Here is a 14498-nt window from a genome sequence, read left to right as displayed (position 1 = left end):
GTTGTCTACACCCAGCGCCGACGTGGTCGTGGCCGGCTCCCGGTGACCCCCGCGGTGTCGCCCGCGAATGTGACACCGTCCGACGGATTGACCCGCAGATTGATACATGTCAGTGTTTGCTTCCCCGGCGTTTCCGCCGCGATCCCACCCCCGGATCGCGGGTCGCCCGTCCACCCCCGGTCACATCCGACAGACGGGACGGTGACGCCCGGGCGGATGCCCCGCCGACCCCCATGAGGAGCACGCATGAAGCGCAGAACCCTGGCGATCGCCGCCGTCACCGCGGTGACGCTCGCCCTGGCCGCGCCACCGGCCACGGCCGCCCCGACCGCCCGGCCGGCCACCGCCGCGCCGGCCGTCGCCGCGCTCGCCGCGCCGGACGTCCAGGTCGCCAACGTCCAGGCGCACCTGGCCCAGTTCCAGAGCATCGCCACCAGCAACGGCGGCAACCGGCGGGCCGGCTCGGCCGGCTACACCGCCTCGGTCGCCTACGTGAAGTCCAAGCTCCAGGCCGCCGGCTACACGGTCACCGAGCAGACCTGCACCAGCTGCACCTACCAGGGCAACAACGTGATCGCCGAGTGGCCGCAGGGCCCGACCACCGACGTGGTCATGTTCGGCGCGCACCTCGACGGCGTCGCCGCCGGACCGGGCATCAACGACAACGGCTCCGGCTCGTCGGTGCTGCTGGAGAACGCCCTGGTGCTCGCCCAGCAGAACCCGACCATGAGCAAGCGGGTCCGGTTCGCCTGGTGGAACGGCGAGGAGCAGGGCCTGCAGGGCTCCAAGTTCTATGTCAACTCCCTGACCACCGCCCAGAAGGGCTACATCAAGGGGTACTACAACTTCGACATGGTCGCCTCGACCAACGGCGGCTATTTCATCAACCGGGTCACCTCCACCACCGCCGCGCCGCTCAAGGCGTACTGGGACTCCCTCGGGTTGTCGCCGGAGGAGAACACCGAGGGCCAGGGCCGCTCCGACGACTACTCGTTCCAGCAGGCCGGCATCCCCACCTCGGGCTACGCGATGGGGGCCAGCGCCCGCAAGACCAGCGCCCAGGCCAGCAAGTGGGGCGGCACCGCCAACGCCGCGTACGACCCGTGCTACCACTCGTCCTGCGACACCACCAGCAACATCAACGCCACCGGGCTCAACCGCAGCGCCGACGGCGTCGCGTACGCCATCTGGGACCTCGCGGTCGGCGGCGGCACCCCGACCAACGACTTCTCCGTCGCGGTCAGCCCGACCTCGGGTGGCGTCACCCGGGGCGGCTCCACCACCGCCACGGTCAGCACCGCCACCACCAGCGGCAGCGCCCAGACCGTCGCCCTGTCGGCCTCCGGTGCACCCAGCGGCGTGAGCGTCTCGTTCAGCCCGTCGTCGGTCACCTCCGGCGGCTCGGCCACCATGACGGTCAGCGCCTCGTCGAGCGCCAGCCTCGGCAGCTTCACCCTCACCGTGACCGGCACCGGCTCGGCCACCCGCACGGCCAGCTACACCGTCACCGTCACCGGCACCGGTAGCTGCACCGGCGGGCAGGTCGTCGGCAACGGCAGCTTCGAGTCCGGCACCACGCCGTGGACGGCCACCTCCGGCGTCATCACCAACTCGTCCAGCCAGCCGGCCCGCACCGGCTCCTACAAGGCATGGCTCAACGGCAACGGCAGCACCAGCACCGACACCCTGTCCCAGTCGGTGACCGTGCCGGCCGGCTGCTCCTCCTACGCCCTCGCCTTCTACCTGCACATCGACACCGCCGAGCGGACCACCACCGTCGCGTACGACAAGCTGGTGGTGCAGGTCGGCAGCACCACGCTGGCGACGTACTCCAACCTCAACAAGGCCAGCGGCTACACGCTGCGCTCGTTCGACCTCGGCGCGTACGCCGGCCAGACGGTGACCCTGAAGTTCACCGGCACCGAGGACTCCTCGTTGCAGACCAGCTTCGTCATCGACGACGTGACGTTGCAGGTGAGCTGACCGACCCGGGTGGGGTGGACGCCTGGTCCACCCCACCCGGACCGTCATGGCGATAAATGTCATACCCCGGTCGGACCATGGGGACATGGCTGCCCCCGCGCTGTCCCACCACAGTGGTCAACCCCGATCCGTGCCGCTGCGCGAGCTGCGTACCCGGCTGACCCAGCTGATCGCGATGGCCGAGCTGACCGACACGGTCACCCTGGTCACCCGCGACGGCGACCCCCGGCCGGTCGCCGCGATCGTGCCGGCCTCCGCCGCCCGCAGCGCCGCCCAGGCCCGCGCCGACGACGAACGCCTGGGGACGGTGACCGCGGGTTGGGCCCGCCGGCTGGAGGAGTCACACCGGCAGGGCGCCCGCCGGCACGCCGCCGAGCTGCGGGCCATGACCGACGCCCTCGCCGAGGTCTGGGCCGAGCTGGACCGGCACGTCCCACCCGGCACCGACCCCGCCGTCGACCGGCTCCGCGCCGCCCAGGCCGACCTGCGCCGCGACTGACCCGGGCACACCCGACACCCAAGGCCACCGCGTCAACCCCGACGCCCGGGCCGCTCCCGACCCGTGCCACGACCGGCACGCCCGCCGGTAGACGCGTCATGCCCACCCGACTCCACTTCCCGCCCCGCTCGCCCCACCCCACCCCGGTGATCAAGAAGTTTGCGTCAAGTGATCAAGAGGTTTGCGTCAATCTGAAGATCGAAGCTGACGCAAACCTCTTGATCACCGAGAACGGGAAGGGGCACGGGGCCTGGGTGGGTGGGGTTCAGTTGACCGGTGTGGGGGCTCGTGTTGGGCGGGTGGGGGTGGTCGGGTGGTCCATCGTGCGCCAGGGGCCGCCCAGCAGTGGGGTGAGCACCACCAGCAGGTAGCAGCCGCCCACGGTGAGCAGGACGGGCGTGGTGCCGAAGCCGTCGACGGCCACCCCGGCGGCGAGCGCGCCCAGCGGGATGCCGGCCCAGCAGCCGGCCCCGATCACCCCGAAGACCCGGGCGCGCAGGTGGGCCGGCACCCGTTCCAGCTCCACCGCGCCGAGCAGCGGGTTGATCGCACCGGCGGCGAAGCCGGACAGGGCGAAGACCGCGACGATCCAGGGCAGCGGCGGCGCGGCGGCCAGCGCCCAGAAGGGCGGCGCACCGGCCAGGGCGAACGCGGTGACGAGGGTGGCCCGGCGGGGCAGCCGGTGGCCGACCCCGCTGAACAGCAGCGACCCGGCCAGCGCGCCGCCACCCATCGCGCCGACCAGCAGGCCGAACGCGGTGGGCCCGCCGAGTTCCCGGTCGGCCACCACCGGCAGCAGCACGTTGCTCTTGGTCGCGTCGAAGAAGTTGGTCACCAGCACCAGCAGCACCACCGCGCGCAGCAGCGGCTCCCGGCTCAGGAACCGCACCCCGGCGGCGAATTCCCGCCAGTAGCCGCCGCCGGCCGGATCGGTCGGCGTGGCCGGACGCAGCGACCGGGGCACCAGCACCGTCACGACCAGCGCGGAGACCGCGAAGGTGACGGCGTCCAGGGCCAGCACGGGGAGCGCACCGAGGGTGGCGACGAGCAGGCCGGCAATCGGGGCGCCGATCAGCCGGGCGCCCCGCTCGCTGGCCTCGTACCAGCCGACGGCCCGTTCCAGCGGCACCCCGGCGGCGGTGGCCGCCTCGGGCAGCAGGGCGTTGCGGGCGGTCTGCCCGGGGGTGTCGAGCAGGCCGCTGGCGAAGACCAGCCCGAGCAGCGCCCAGAACGGCAGGCCGACGGTGGCGTCGAGCAGCGGCACGGCGGCGACCGTCAGCCCTGACACCACGTCGGCCAGGACGCTGGCCCGGCGGTAGCCGATCCGGTCCACCAGCACCCCGCCGAGCGCCCCGCCGAGCACCACCGGCACGGCGGCGACCGCACCGGTGAGGCCGGTGGCGGCGGGCGAGCCGGTCTCGGCGAGCACGTAGAGCGGCAGCGCGATCAGGGTGAGCATGTTGCCGGTGAGCGAGACCGTGTGACCGACCAGCAGGCCGACCAACGGCCCACGGTGGCGCGGCGTCACCGCTGGTCCCGGAAGGCGTGGTACATCAGCGACACGGTCTCGGCTCCCGGCCGGGCCGGGTCGCTGCGGGCCTGCCAGCGGGCGGCCAGCGCCTCCAGGTCGGCCCGCAGCTCGATCAGCTCGTCGCTGGTCAGGTGCAGCCATGAGTCGCTGCTGGCGGTGCCGCGTACCCACTGCGGGTCGAGGGTCGCCTCGACGTCGAGGTAGTGGCCGAGCCGTTCGGTGTACCGGTCGAGGACCGCGCGGCGGAGCAGGTCGGAGGCGGCCCGGCGTTCCGGGTCGGCGAGCAGCTCGACCGGCTCCCAGGAGGTCCGGGTGTGCGTCGCCCGCCACCAGCGTTCGCGGCGGTCGCGGGCGTGCTCGGGGGCCTCCTCGACGAAGCCGTGCTCGGCCAGCTTGCCCAGGTGGTAACTGACCGAACCGACCGCCTCGTCGATGGCGTCGCTGAGCATGCCGACGCTCTGCGGACCCCGCACGCGCAGCTCGCCGAGCAGCCGCAACCGGGTCGGGTGGGCCAGCGCCCGCATCGCCCGGGGGTCGGTCAGGTGCCGGGGGTGTTCCTCCGTCATGCCGCCACGGTAAAAGAACAAGACATGAAGTACAAGAGTTCTTGTATAGCTGGTCCAGTGGGCCGCCGGTCGACGCGCTGCGGACCGCACGCGGGGCGGGGACAATCCGACGGGAGCATCGGCCGGGGGACCGGCCGGCCCGCGAGCCGGAGGCGGTGTCGATGAGCGGATCGGCGGTGGCGGCCGGATCCGACCGGGCCGGGAGCGGGCGGTGACGTCCGGGCTCGCGCTGACCTTCGCGCTCGGCGCGGCATTCGCCTACGGCGTCGGCTCGGTCCTCCAGGCCGTCGGGGCGCGGCGCGGCGCCAGCACCCTGCGTGCCCTCGGGCACCCGCTCTACCTCGCCGGCCTGGCCTGCGACACGCTGGCCTGGCTCGCCTCCCTGGTCGCCCTCCAGAAACTGCCCGTGTACGCGGTCCAGTCGGTGACCGCCGGCTCCCTCGCCGTCACCGTGGTCATCGCCCGGATCGTGCTCGGCGCGCGACTGCGCCGCCGCGACACCGCGGCGATCCTGCTCACCGTCGCCGCCCTGACCGTCATCTCGCTGGCCGCCGGCCCCGAACCGCCGGTCACCGCGTCGACGGCGCTCCGGGTCGGCCTGGCCGGTACGGCGGTGCTGACCGCCGCCGCCGGGGCCGCCGCCCTGCGGGTGGCCCGACCGGTCGTCGCCGCCACCCTGGCCGGCCTCGCCTGGGGGATCACCGCGCTGTGCGCGCGGGCGCTCACCCCGCCCCCCGACCCGCTGGGCCACCCCGGCGCGGCGGCCTGGGATCTGCTGCGGGAGCCGGTCAGCTGGGGACTCGTCGTCTCCGGGGTGGCCGGGACGATCCTCTACGCGCACGCGCTGCGGCACGGGTCGGTCGGGCCGGTCACCGCCGTACTCTGGGCGGTCGAGATCGTCGTCCCGTCGGTCGCCGGGGTGCTGCTGCTCGGTGACGGGGTCCGGCCCGGTTGGCTGCCCTGGGCGGTCCTGGCCACCCTGACCACGGTGGCCGCCGCGATCGTGCTGGCCGGTGCCCCGGGCACCGCCGACACCGCCGCAGCCGACGACCGCGCCCCCGGCTGAGCCCGCAGGGCACTCCGGGAGAAGGTCAGCCCTGCCGGCGGCCCCCGCCAGCCGGGCGGCGACCCTTGAGCCGACGACCCAGCTCCCGGGCGATCTCCCGGTTGGCGTCGCGTTCGGCGAGGACCTGGCGCTTGTCGTACGAGCGGCGGCCCCGGGCGAGCGCGATCTCCACCTTGGCCCAGCCGTTGCTGAAGTACATCGACAGGGGCACCAGGGTCACCCCGCCGTCGCGCAGCTTCTCCAGGATCCGGTCGATCTCCACCCGACGCAGCAGCAGCTTGCGGGTCCGCCGGGGCTGGTGGTTGGTCCAGGTGCCGTAGCCGTACTCGGCGATGTGCAGGCCGTGCAGCAGCAGTTCGCCGTCGCTCTCCTGGGCGAACGCGTCGACCAGCGACACCCGCCCCTCGCGCAGCGACTTGACCTCGGTGCCGGCCAGCACGATGCCCGCCTCGTAGGTCTTCAGCACGGTGTAGTCGTGGCGGGCCTTCTTGTTGGCGGCGATGAGCTTGCGCTCCGCGTCCCGCGACACGACGACCACCTCCGCTCGGATCTGCCAGCGGCGTACACCCTACCGTCGGTTGCGGCCCGGCCCCCGCGTGGCAGGATCGCCGCATGTCGGAATGGGCGGCGATCACACCGGAGGACCGGGACTGGACCGGCGTCATCGACGACGGCTGCGCCGAGTGCGGCTTCGTGCCGCAGCGGGCCGACGCCACCGGGGGCCGGCTGCGCGCCACCGTCCCGGTCTGGCGGGACGTGCTGTCCCGGCCCGACGCGACCCGGCGGCCCGCGCCGACCGTCTGGTCGCCGGTGGAGTACGCCTGCCACGTGCGGGACACCTGCCGGATCTTCCGGGGTCGGCTGGCGCTGATGCTCGACGAGGACGATCCGGTCTTCCCCAACTGGGACCAGGACGCCACCGCCGTCGAGGACGACTACTTCCACCAGTCACCGGCCCGGGTGGCCGGGGAACTCGCCGCGCAGGCCGAGTCGACCGCCGCCGCCTTCGACGCCGTCACGCCCGTGCAGTGGGACCGGCCGGGCCGGCGCAGCAACGGCTCGGTGTTCACCGTGCGCCGCTTCGCCGTCTACTTCCTGCACGACGTGGTGCACCACGTACACGACGTCACCCGCCCGACGACCACCCGCTGACCCCCCGGGGCGACGTCGCGGGCGGGGGCCGCCCGGGGCCGACGTCGAGGGGCGGTGTGGCGCAGCCCCCGGCGCAGCCGCCCGGCGGTAGGGTCCGCGGCCGTGACCGACTTCCTCGCCGAGACCCGCGCCTCCTACGACACGATGGCCGCCGAGTACACCACCCGCAACCGTGGTGAGTTGGCCGCCCGGCCGCTCGAACGGGCCATGCTCGCCGCGTTCGCCGAGACCGTGCTGACCGGCGGGGGCGGCCCGGTGCTGGAGGTCGGCTGCGGCCCTGGCCGGATCACCGGTCACCTGCGCGACCTCGGGTTGGCCGTCACCGGGCTCGATCTGTCCCCGGGCATGCTGGCGCAGGCCCGGCTCGCCCACCCCGACCTGACCTTCGTCGAGGGGTCCATGCTGGACCTGCCGGTCGCCGACGGGGTGCTGGCCGGGCTGGTCGCCTGGTACAGCGTCATCCACGTGCCCGACGAGTGGCTGCCCCGGGTGTTCGCCGAATTCCGCCGGGTCCTCGCCCCCGGTGGGCACGCCCTGCTCGCCTTCCAGGTCGGCGACGAGACGGTCCGCTACACCGAGGCGTGGGGCCACCCGGTGGCGCTGGCCTTCCGTCGCCGCCGCCCGGACCACGTGGCCGCGCTGCTGAGCGCCGCCGGACTGCCGGAGCAGGCCCGGATGTGCCGGGCGCCGCAGGAGTTCGCCGGTGCCATGGAACGCACCCCGCAGGCCAGCCTGCTCGTTCGTCGGGACGACGACCGGGCGTGACCGGGCCGCCACGATACCTCGTATCCTGTTGCGCGGATCTGGCCCACCGTACGAGGAGGTTGGTGTGAGCAGTCGGACCGAGACGCTGGAATTCCAGGCGGAGACACGCCAGCTGTTGCAACTGATGGTGCACTCCATCTATTCGCACAAGGACATCTTCCTGCGCGAGTTGATCTCCAACGCCTCCGACGCGTTGGACAAGCTCCGGCTGGAGTCGCTTGTCGACTCCGACCTCGACGTGGACACCACCGACCTGCACATCGAGCTGGTGATCGACCCGGACGCCCGGACCCTGACCGTCCGGGACAACGGCGTCGGGATGTCCCGCGAGGATGTCGTGTCGCTGATCGGCACCATCGCCCGTTCCGGCACCGCCGAGTTGCTGCGCAAGCTCAAGGAGTCCAAGGACAACGCGGGCAACGAGCTGATCGGCCAGTTCGGCGTCGGGTTCTACTCGACGTTCATGGTCGCCGACCGGGTCACCCTGCTCACCCGGCGGGCCGGGCAGACCGAGGGCACCCGGTGGGAGTCCAGCGGCGAGGGCACGTACGTGGTGGAGACGGTCGACGACGCCCCGCAGGGCACCTCGGTCACCGTGCACCTCAAGCCCGCCGACGACGAGGACAACCTGCACGACTACGCCGATCTCGCCACGGTCCGGCAGATCGTCAAGCGGTACTCGGACTTCATCGCCTGGCCGATCCGCACCACCGTGCCGGGCGTCGACGGCGGCGAACCCACCGAGGAGACCCTCAACTCCCGCAAGGCGCTCTGGGCGCGTCCGCGCGACGAGGTCGCCGAGGAGGAGTACCGGGACTTCTACCGGCACGTCAGCCACGACTGGACCGACCCGCTGGAGACCATCCACATGCGGGGGGAGGGCACCTTCGAGTACGAGGCGCTGCTGTTCCTGCCCGCGCACGCACCGTACGACCTGTACCAGGCCGACGGCCGGCGCGGGGTGCAGCTCTACGTCAAGCGGGTCTTCGTGATGGACGACTGCGCCGCGCTGATGCCGAACTACCTGCGCTTCGTCAAGGGCGTGGTGGACGCGCACGATCTGTCGCTCAACATCTCCCGGGAGATCCTCCAGCAGGACCGGCAGATCCAGATCGTCCGTCGCCGGCTGGTCCGCAAGGTGCTCGCCACGGTCAAGGACATGCGCACCGGCAACCCGGAGCGTTTCGCCACCTTCTGGGGTGAGTTCGGCCGGGTGGTCAAGGAGGGCCTGCTGGAGGACGCGGACAACACCGAGACGATCCTGGAGCTGGTCTCGGTGGCCTCCACCCACCACGACAGCGACCCCACCACCCTGGGCGAGTACGTGGCGCGGATGAAGGACGGCCAGGGCGAGATCTACTACGCCACCGGCGAGAGCCGCACCATGCTGGAGAACTCGCCGCACCTGGAGGCGTTCCGGGCCAAGGGCTTCGAGGTGCTGCTGCTCACCGACCCGGTCGACGAGGTGTGGGTGGAGCGGGTCGGCCAGTTCGACGGCAAGCCGCTGCGCTCCATCGCCAAGGGCGAGGTCGACCTGGAGACCGAGGAGGAACGCAAGGACACCGAGGTCGCCCGGGAACAGCAGAACAAGGAGTACGCCGAGCTGCTCACCTTCCTCGGCGGGGCGCTCGCCGACACGGTCAAGGAGGTTCGGCTCTCGTCCCGGCTGACCACCTCGCCGGCGTGCATCGTCGGCGACGCCCACGACATCACCCCGACCCTGGAGAAGATGTACCGGGCGATGGGGCAGGAGTTGCCCCCGGTCAAGCGCATCCTCGAGCTCAACCCGACCCACCCGCTGGTCAGCGCCCTGCGCGTCGCCCACCAGCGGGGCGACGACACGTCGGGGCTGACCGAGACCGCCGAGTTGGTCTACGGCACGGCGCTGCTCGCCGAGGGGGGCGACCTGGCCGACCCGGCCCGGTTCGCCCGGCTGCTCGCCGACCGGTTGGCCCGTACCCTCTGATCCGGCACGGTCCCGGCCGGGAGGTGCCCGGCCGGGACCAGCGCACCGCGTCTCGTCGGACCGTGCCGAGCGCCCCTCCGACCGGGTGACCGGGCCACCCGGTCGGGGAAGCGGTACGGGAATTCCCCGGCGCGCGGGAGCTTGTGCGGGCCGCCGCGGGTGCTGGCCGCGTCCGGGCCTCGTGCCCAGGTCGCGAACGTCGATGTGCTCGCCGCGTCGGCGGATAGGCTGGGTCCTGGTGTGCCGGGAAGTCTGGTCGGCGATGGATGACGCGACCCCTGCCGACGAGGAGTTTCCGTGACCGACGCCGACCGGCGCCGTACCAGCCTGTTCGCCCGCCGCTCGTGGGGCGAGACCAGCCGCATCTCCACCATTCTCCGCAAGGAGACCGTCGGCGGGGCACTCCTGCTCGTCGGGGCGTTGATCGCCCTCGTCTGGTCCAACACTCCCTGGTCGGAGCAGTACCAGGCGCTACGGGACCTCACCGTCGGCCCGGCGGCGCTGCACCTGGATCTCAGCCTCGCCACCTGGGCCGCCGACGGTCTGCTGGCCGTTTTCTTCTTCGTGGCCGGTCTGGAACTCAAGCGCGAGTTCGTCGCCGGTGACCTGCGGGATCCCCGCCGGGCTGCGGTGCCGGTGGCGGCGGCCGTCGGCGGGGTGGTCGTGCCCGCCGTCCTCTACTACGTGATCGCCGCCGGCGCGGGTACCGACGCCGGCCGGGGCTGGGCCATTCCGACCGCCACCGACATCGCCTTCGCCCTGGCGGTGCTCGCCGTGGTGGGCCGGTTCCTGCCGTCGGCGCTGCGGACCTTCCTGCTCACCCTGGCGGTGGTCGACGACCTGCTCGCCATCATGATCATCGCGGTCTTCTACACCTCGGACCTTTCCGTCGGCCCGCTGCTGGGCGCGCTGCTGCCGCTCGCCGCCTTCGCGTTCCTGGTGCAGCGCCGCGTCCGGTCCTGGTGGCTGCTGCTGCCCCTGGCGGCCCTCACCTGGGTGCTGGTGCACGAGTCGGGCGTGCACGCCACGGTGGCCGGCGTCATGCTCGCCTTCACCGTCCCGGTGGTCCGCAGCGCGGCGGCCGGTGGCCCGGACGCCGGCCCCGGCCTGGCCGAACACTTCGAGCACCGGGTCCGGCCCATCTCCGCCGGGATCGCCGTTCCGATCTTCGCGTTCCTCTCCGCTGGCGTCACCGTCGGCGGCCTCGCCGGCCTGGCCACCGCGTTGACCGACCGGGTCGCGATCGGCATCGTCGTCGGCCTGATCATCGGCAAGCCGGTCGGCATCCTGATCGCGACCTGGCTGGTGTCCCGGTTCACCCGCGCCGACCTCGACGAGGGCCTCAACTGGCTCGACGTGCTCGGTCTCGCACTGCTCGGCGGGATCGGTTTCACCGTCTCGCTGCTGATCGGGGAACTCGCCTTCGGCCTCGGCAGTGAGCGGGACGACCACGCCAAGATCGCCGTACTCGCCGGCTCACTGCTGTCTGCGCTGCTGGCCAGCGTCATCCTGCGCGCCCGGGGACGCGTCTACCGGCGGGTGCACGACGCGGAGAGCATCGACCTGGACCGCGACGGCGTACCGGACGTCTTCGAACCGGAGTCGGAGCGGCCCACCGGGCGGTGACCCGGCCATCGCAGCGGTGCCCCCACCCGGTCGCTATGATCACGGCGATCCGAGGAGCGCCGGGAAGTCTGGTCGGCACCGTGCTGGTCCGTGCCCCTGGAAGGTCTCGCCGTGCTGCTGCTCTGCTTCGCCGCCGTCCTGCTCGCCGCAGTGCTGGTTTCCGCGTTGGCCCACCGGACGATCCTGTCCACCGCGGCGCTGTTCCTGGTCGCCGGGTTCCTGCTCGGTGAGAACACCGGCGGGGTGCTGCACCTACGGGCCGACTCGCCGATCGTGGCGCAACTGGCCGAGCTGGCGTTGTTCGCGGTGCTGTTCACCGACGGGATGCGGGTCGGCTGGGCCGACCTGCGCGCGGCCTGGCGGCTGCCGGGCCGCGCGCTGGGCTGGGGCCTGCCACTGACCCTGCTGGTGACGGCGGTGCTGGCGCACTACGTGGCCGGGCTGGACTGGCCGGAGGCGTTGCTGATCGGCGCGATCCTGGCCCCCACCGACCCGGTGTTCGCCGCCGCGCTGGTCGGCAACGACAAGGTACCGTCCCGGCTGCGGCACCTGCTCAACGTCGAGTCCGGTGTCAACGACGGCCTGGCGCTGCCGTTCGTGGTGGTGCTGCTCGCGGTCGCGGCCGGCTCGGACGACCTGCACCTGGGGGAGTTGGGCACCGAGTTGGCGGTGGGGTTGCTGATCGGGGTGCTGGTGCCGCTGGCGGCGATCGCGTTGGAGCGGACCCGGTGGTTCGCCGCTTCGGCGGCGTACGCGCCGCTCAACGGGGTCGCCATCGGTCTGCTCGTGCTGGCGCTGGGCAAGGCCACCCACGGCAACCTGTTCCTGGCCGCTTTCGCCGCCGGCATCACGGTGGCCACGTTCGGGCCCCGGGAACGGGCCGCGTTCGAGCACTTCGGGGAGAACGTCGCCGAGTTGCTGAAGCTGGCCGCGCTGCTGGTGTTCGGCGCGTTGATCTCGGTGGAGTTCCTCGGCGAGATCTCGTGGGCCGGCTGGCTCTTCGCGGTGCTGGCGATCGTGGTGGCCCGCCCGCTCGCGTTGTGGATCTCCTTCCTGCGCTCGGGGCTGAGCCTGCGCGAGCAGGCCGCCGCGATGTGGTTCGGGCCCAAGGGGTTCGCCTCGGTCGTCTACGGACTGCTGGTCCTGGAGTCCGGTATCGCCGCCGGTGACGAGGTGTTCCACCTGGTCGCGCTGACCATCGTCATCTCGATCCTGGCGCACTCCTCCACCGACGTGGTGGTGGCGCGCGCCTTCGACGAGGCCCGGGAGGCACCGGCGTGGCACGGGGTGGTGCACCGGTGGCGGCGGGCCGCCCGCCCCGCGCCCGTCTCCCGGCCGGGACCGGGAGACGGGCCCGACCGGACCGGCGACACCGACGACGCTCAGGCCAGCACGAAGTAACGCAGCCACAGGTACGGCACGGCCAGCCCCACCGTGACCAGGGTCACGATCAGCCCGTACCGGGTGAACTGCCAGAAGGTGATCCGCTGCCCGGCGCGTTCGGCCAGTCCCAGCACCACGACGTTGGCGGAGGCGCCGACGGCGGTGGCGTTGCCACCCAGGTCGGCACCGAGGGCCAACGCCCACCAGAGCACCCGGGACTGGGCGGTGTCGCCGTTGGCGTTGACCATGTCGGCGACGACCGGGCTCATGGTGGCGACGTAGGGGATGTTGTCGACGATCGCCGACAACGCGGCCGATCCCCACAGCAGCACCATCGTGGCGGGCAGCAGCCGGTCGGCGGTGGCGTCGATCGCGGCCCGGGAGATCTGCTCGACCACCCCGGTGTTGACCAGCGCGCCGACCATGATGAACAGGCCGGCGAAGAAGACCAGGGTGGGCCACTCCACGTCCCGGCTGACCTCCCCGGCGTCGAGGCGGGACAACGCGAGCAGCAGCAGCCCGCCGAGCAGGGCGACCACCGCTGGTTCGAGGTGCATGGTGGTGTGCAGGACGAATGCGGCGGTCACCGCGCCGAGTACCGCCAGCCCGAGGATGAGCAGGCGAGGGTCCCGGATCGCGTCCTTCTCCCGCAGCGAGGCGATCTGCGCGGCACGGGTCGGGTCGTAGCGGAAAGCCCGCCGGAACAGCACCCGGCACAGGCCCAGGAAGACCACCAGCAGCAGCACCACCAGCGGGGCGAGGTGGATCAGGAAGTCGTTGTAGCTCAGCCCGCCCCGGCTGCCGATGATGATGTTCGGCGGGTCGCCGACCAGGGTGGAGGTGCCGCCGATGTTCGATGCCATCGCCTCGGCGATGAGGAACGGCACCGCCGGCACGTCCAGGCGTTCACACACCAGGAAAGTCACCGGGGCGATGAGCAGCACGGTGGTGACGTTGTCCAGGGCCGCCGAGGCGACGGCGGTGATCAGCACCAGGATCACCATCACCCGAAACGGTCGCCCCTGGGCGCGCTTGGCCGCCCACACGGCGACGTACTCGAAAGCACCGGTGCGTTTGAGCACCGCGACGATGAGCATCATGCCGATGAGCAGGAAGATGACGTTCCAGTCGATGCCGGACCGCTCGGAGAAGAAGGCGTGTTCGGTGTCGGTTGCCCCGATCAGGAACATCACCGCCGCGCCGCCGAGGGCGGCGGCCACCCGGTGGATCTTCTCGGTGGCGATCAGCATGTACGCGACGGTGAAGACGGCCACCGCCGTCCAGGCCAGGCCGCTCACGCCGTACCCAGCATCCGGTCGAGCAGGGCGTCCAGGGTGATGCCGCCCGTCACCGCCGCGCCCCGGGCCGCGACCGCGACCAGTGGGCTGCGTTTCTGGGCCATCACCGCAGCGACCTCCAGGACGGTGGCCTGCGGTTCGACCACGGGCGGTCCGGGCTGCTCATGGGGCAGCAGCTCAGCCACGGAACGACCCTCCGCCCCACGCAGGAAGACATCCGCCGACGGCTCGTCGATCATCCGGGCCAGCGTCGGATCCTCCCGGCAGTAGCCGGGGATGACCAGACGCAGCACCTGGGTGCCGGGCAGCACCGCGACGGGACGACCGGCGGCGTCGACGACGATCAGCCCGGGTAGGTTGTGCCCGGCGAGCAGCCGGGCAGCCTCCAGCACCGGGGCGTCGAGGGTGATCGTGGGAAACGGCACCGCCAGGTCCTTGGCGCGCACGGCGACTCCTCGAAGGTGTTTCGGGCATGGGCTACCGCACGCCGACCAGTCTTCCCGGCACACCTGCCGTCACCCTAGTACGAGATCCGTCGGTGGACAGGAGTCGGCATGTCGCCCGAGAAGCCGAAGCCCGGTCTTCTCCCGGGCACCGCCCGTCGCCGTGCCGGCCCGCTGTCGCACGCCCCGGCGGGAGAGGGGCACGGTCGCCGACCGGGAT

13 protein-coding genes are annotated in these 14498 nt (G+C 72.4%); 8 read left to right on the top strand and 5 right to left on the bottom strand.

Annotated features, from left to right (window positions below):
* The first annotated feature begins 246 nt into the window (after positions 1-246).
* Both ACQP2H_RS16275 and ACQP2H_RS16270 read left to right on the top strand, forming a co-directional pair.
* Positions 247-1983, top strand: coding sequence for a M28 family peptidase (locus ACQP2H_RS16275; protein ID WP_219462251.1), 1737 nt, complete (start codon positions 247-249; stop codon positions 1981-1983).
* 85 nt (positions 1984-2068) lie between these two features.
* On the top strand, positions 2069-2482 hold the full coding sequence (locus ACQP2H_RS16270) for a type II toxin-antitoxin system Phd/YefM family antitoxin (protein WP_219462250.1): 414 nt from the start codon (positions 2069-2071) through the stop codon (positions 2480-2482).
* A gap of 265 nt (positions 2483-2747) precedes the next feature.
* Here ACQP2H_RS16270 and ACQP2H_RS16265 read toward each other — a convergent pair whose 3' ends face one another.
* Together ACQP2H_RS16265 and ACQP2H_RS16260 are read right to left on the bottom strand one after the other, a co-directional pair.
* Complete coding sequence (locus ACQP2H_RS16265) at positions 2748-4010, bottom strand: MFS transporter (protein WP_308290757.1); 1263 nt, start codon at positions 4008-4010, stop codon at positions 2748-2750.
* Positions 4007-4579: a winged helix-turn-helix domain-containing protein gene (locus ACQP2H_RS16260; RefSeq protein WP_219462249.1), complete on the bottom strand. Its 573-nt coding sequence runs from the start codon at positions 4577-4579 to the stop codon at positions 4007-4009. Before ACQP2H_RS16260 ends, ACQP2H_RS16265 begins: the two co-directional genes overlap by 4 nt.
* Before the next feature lie 211 nt (positions 4580-4790).
* Between ACQP2H_RS16260 and ACQP2H_RS16255 the strand changes: the two genes are divergently transcribed.
* Entirely contained in the window at positions 4791-5645 is an 855-nt protein-coding gene (locus ACQP2H_RS16255) for a hypothetical protein (RefSeq protein ID WP_219462248.1), read from the top strand.
* A gap of 25 nt (positions 5646-5670) precedes the next feature.
* On the opposite strand, the gene smpB is transcribed toward ACQP2H_RS16255, so the two are convergent.
* Entirely contained in the window at positions 5671-6174 is a 504-nt protein-coding gene (gene smpB, locus ACQP2H_RS16250) for an SsrA-binding protein SmpB (RefSeq protein WP_433227914.1), read from the bottom strand.
* Positions 6175-6257: 83 nt separating this feature from the next.
* Between smpB and ACQP2H_RS16245 the strand changes: the two genes are divergently transcribed.
* The 5 genes from ACQP2H_RS16245 (at position 6258) to ACQP2H_RS16225 (ending at position 12555) form a co-directional block, all read left to right on the top strand.
* Positions 6258-6797 carry a DinB family protein gene (locus ACQP2H_RS16245; RefSeq protein ID WP_219462239.1) on the top strand — a complete coding sequence of 180 codons (540 nt, stop codon included), beginning with the start codon at positions 6258-6260 and terminating at the stop codon, positions 6795-6797.
* Positions 6798-6899: 102 nt separating this feature from the next.
* The gene (locus ACQP2H_RS16240) at positions 6900-7562 is read left to right on the top strand and encodes a class I SAM-dependent DNA methyltransferase (RefSeq protein WP_308290755.1); all 663 of its coding nucleotides are present in this window, start codon (positions 6900-6902) and stop codon (positions 7560-7562) included.
* 124 nt (positions 7563-7686) lie between these two features.
* Positions 7687-9528: a molecular chaperone HtpG gene (gene htpG, locus ACQP2H_RS16235; protein ID WP_433233553.1), complete on the top strand. Its 1842-nt coding sequence runs from the start codon at positions 7687-7689 to the stop codon at positions 9526-9528.
* A gap of 297 nt (positions 9529-9825) precedes the next feature.
* Positions 9826-11154, top strand: coding sequence for a Na+/H+ antiporter NhaA (gene nhaA, locus ACQP2H_RS16230; RefSeq protein ID WP_219462234.1), 1329 nt, complete (start codon positions 9826-9828; stop codon positions 11152-11154).
* A 111-nt stretch (positions 11155-11265) separates the two neighbouring features.
* Positions 11266-12555, top strand: coding sequence for a cation:proton antiporter (locus ACQP2H_RS16225; protein WP_433233551.1), 1290 nt, complete (start codon positions 11266-11268; stop codon positions 12553-12555).
* Here the strand turns inward: ACQP2H_RS16225 and ACQP2H_RS16220 are convergent.
* Both ACQP2H_RS16220 and ACQP2H_RS16215 read right to left on the bottom strand, forming a co-directional pair.
* A complete protein-coding gene (locus tag ACQP2H_RS16220; protein ID WP_433227912.1) occupies positions 12537-13835 on the bottom strand; it encodes an SLC13 family permease in 1299 nt (432 codons plus the stop codon). The two genes, ACQP2H_RS16225 and ACQP2H_RS16220, sit on opposite strands and share 19 nt — an antisense overlap.
* On the bottom strand, positions 13832-14281 hold the full coding sequence (locus tag ACQP2H_RS16215; RefSeq protein ID WP_219462230.1) for a CBS domain-containing protein: 450 nt from the start codon (positions 14279-14281) through the stop codon (positions 13832-13834). The genes ACQP2H_RS16220 and ACQP2H_RS16215 overlap by 4 nt, the downstream gene beginning before the upstream one ends.
* Between the last annotated feature and the right edge of the window lie 217 nt (positions 14282-14498).

Source organism: Micromonospora sp. CA-248260, assembly GCF_050942205.1.
In the GTDB taxonomy this organism is placed as follows: Bacteria; Actinomycetota; Actinomycetes; order Mycobacteriales; family Micromonosporaceae; genus Micromonospora; species Micromonospora antibiotica.
Note: the sequence above shows the minus strand (reverse complement) of the source record. Positions and strands in the feature narration are given on the sequence as shown.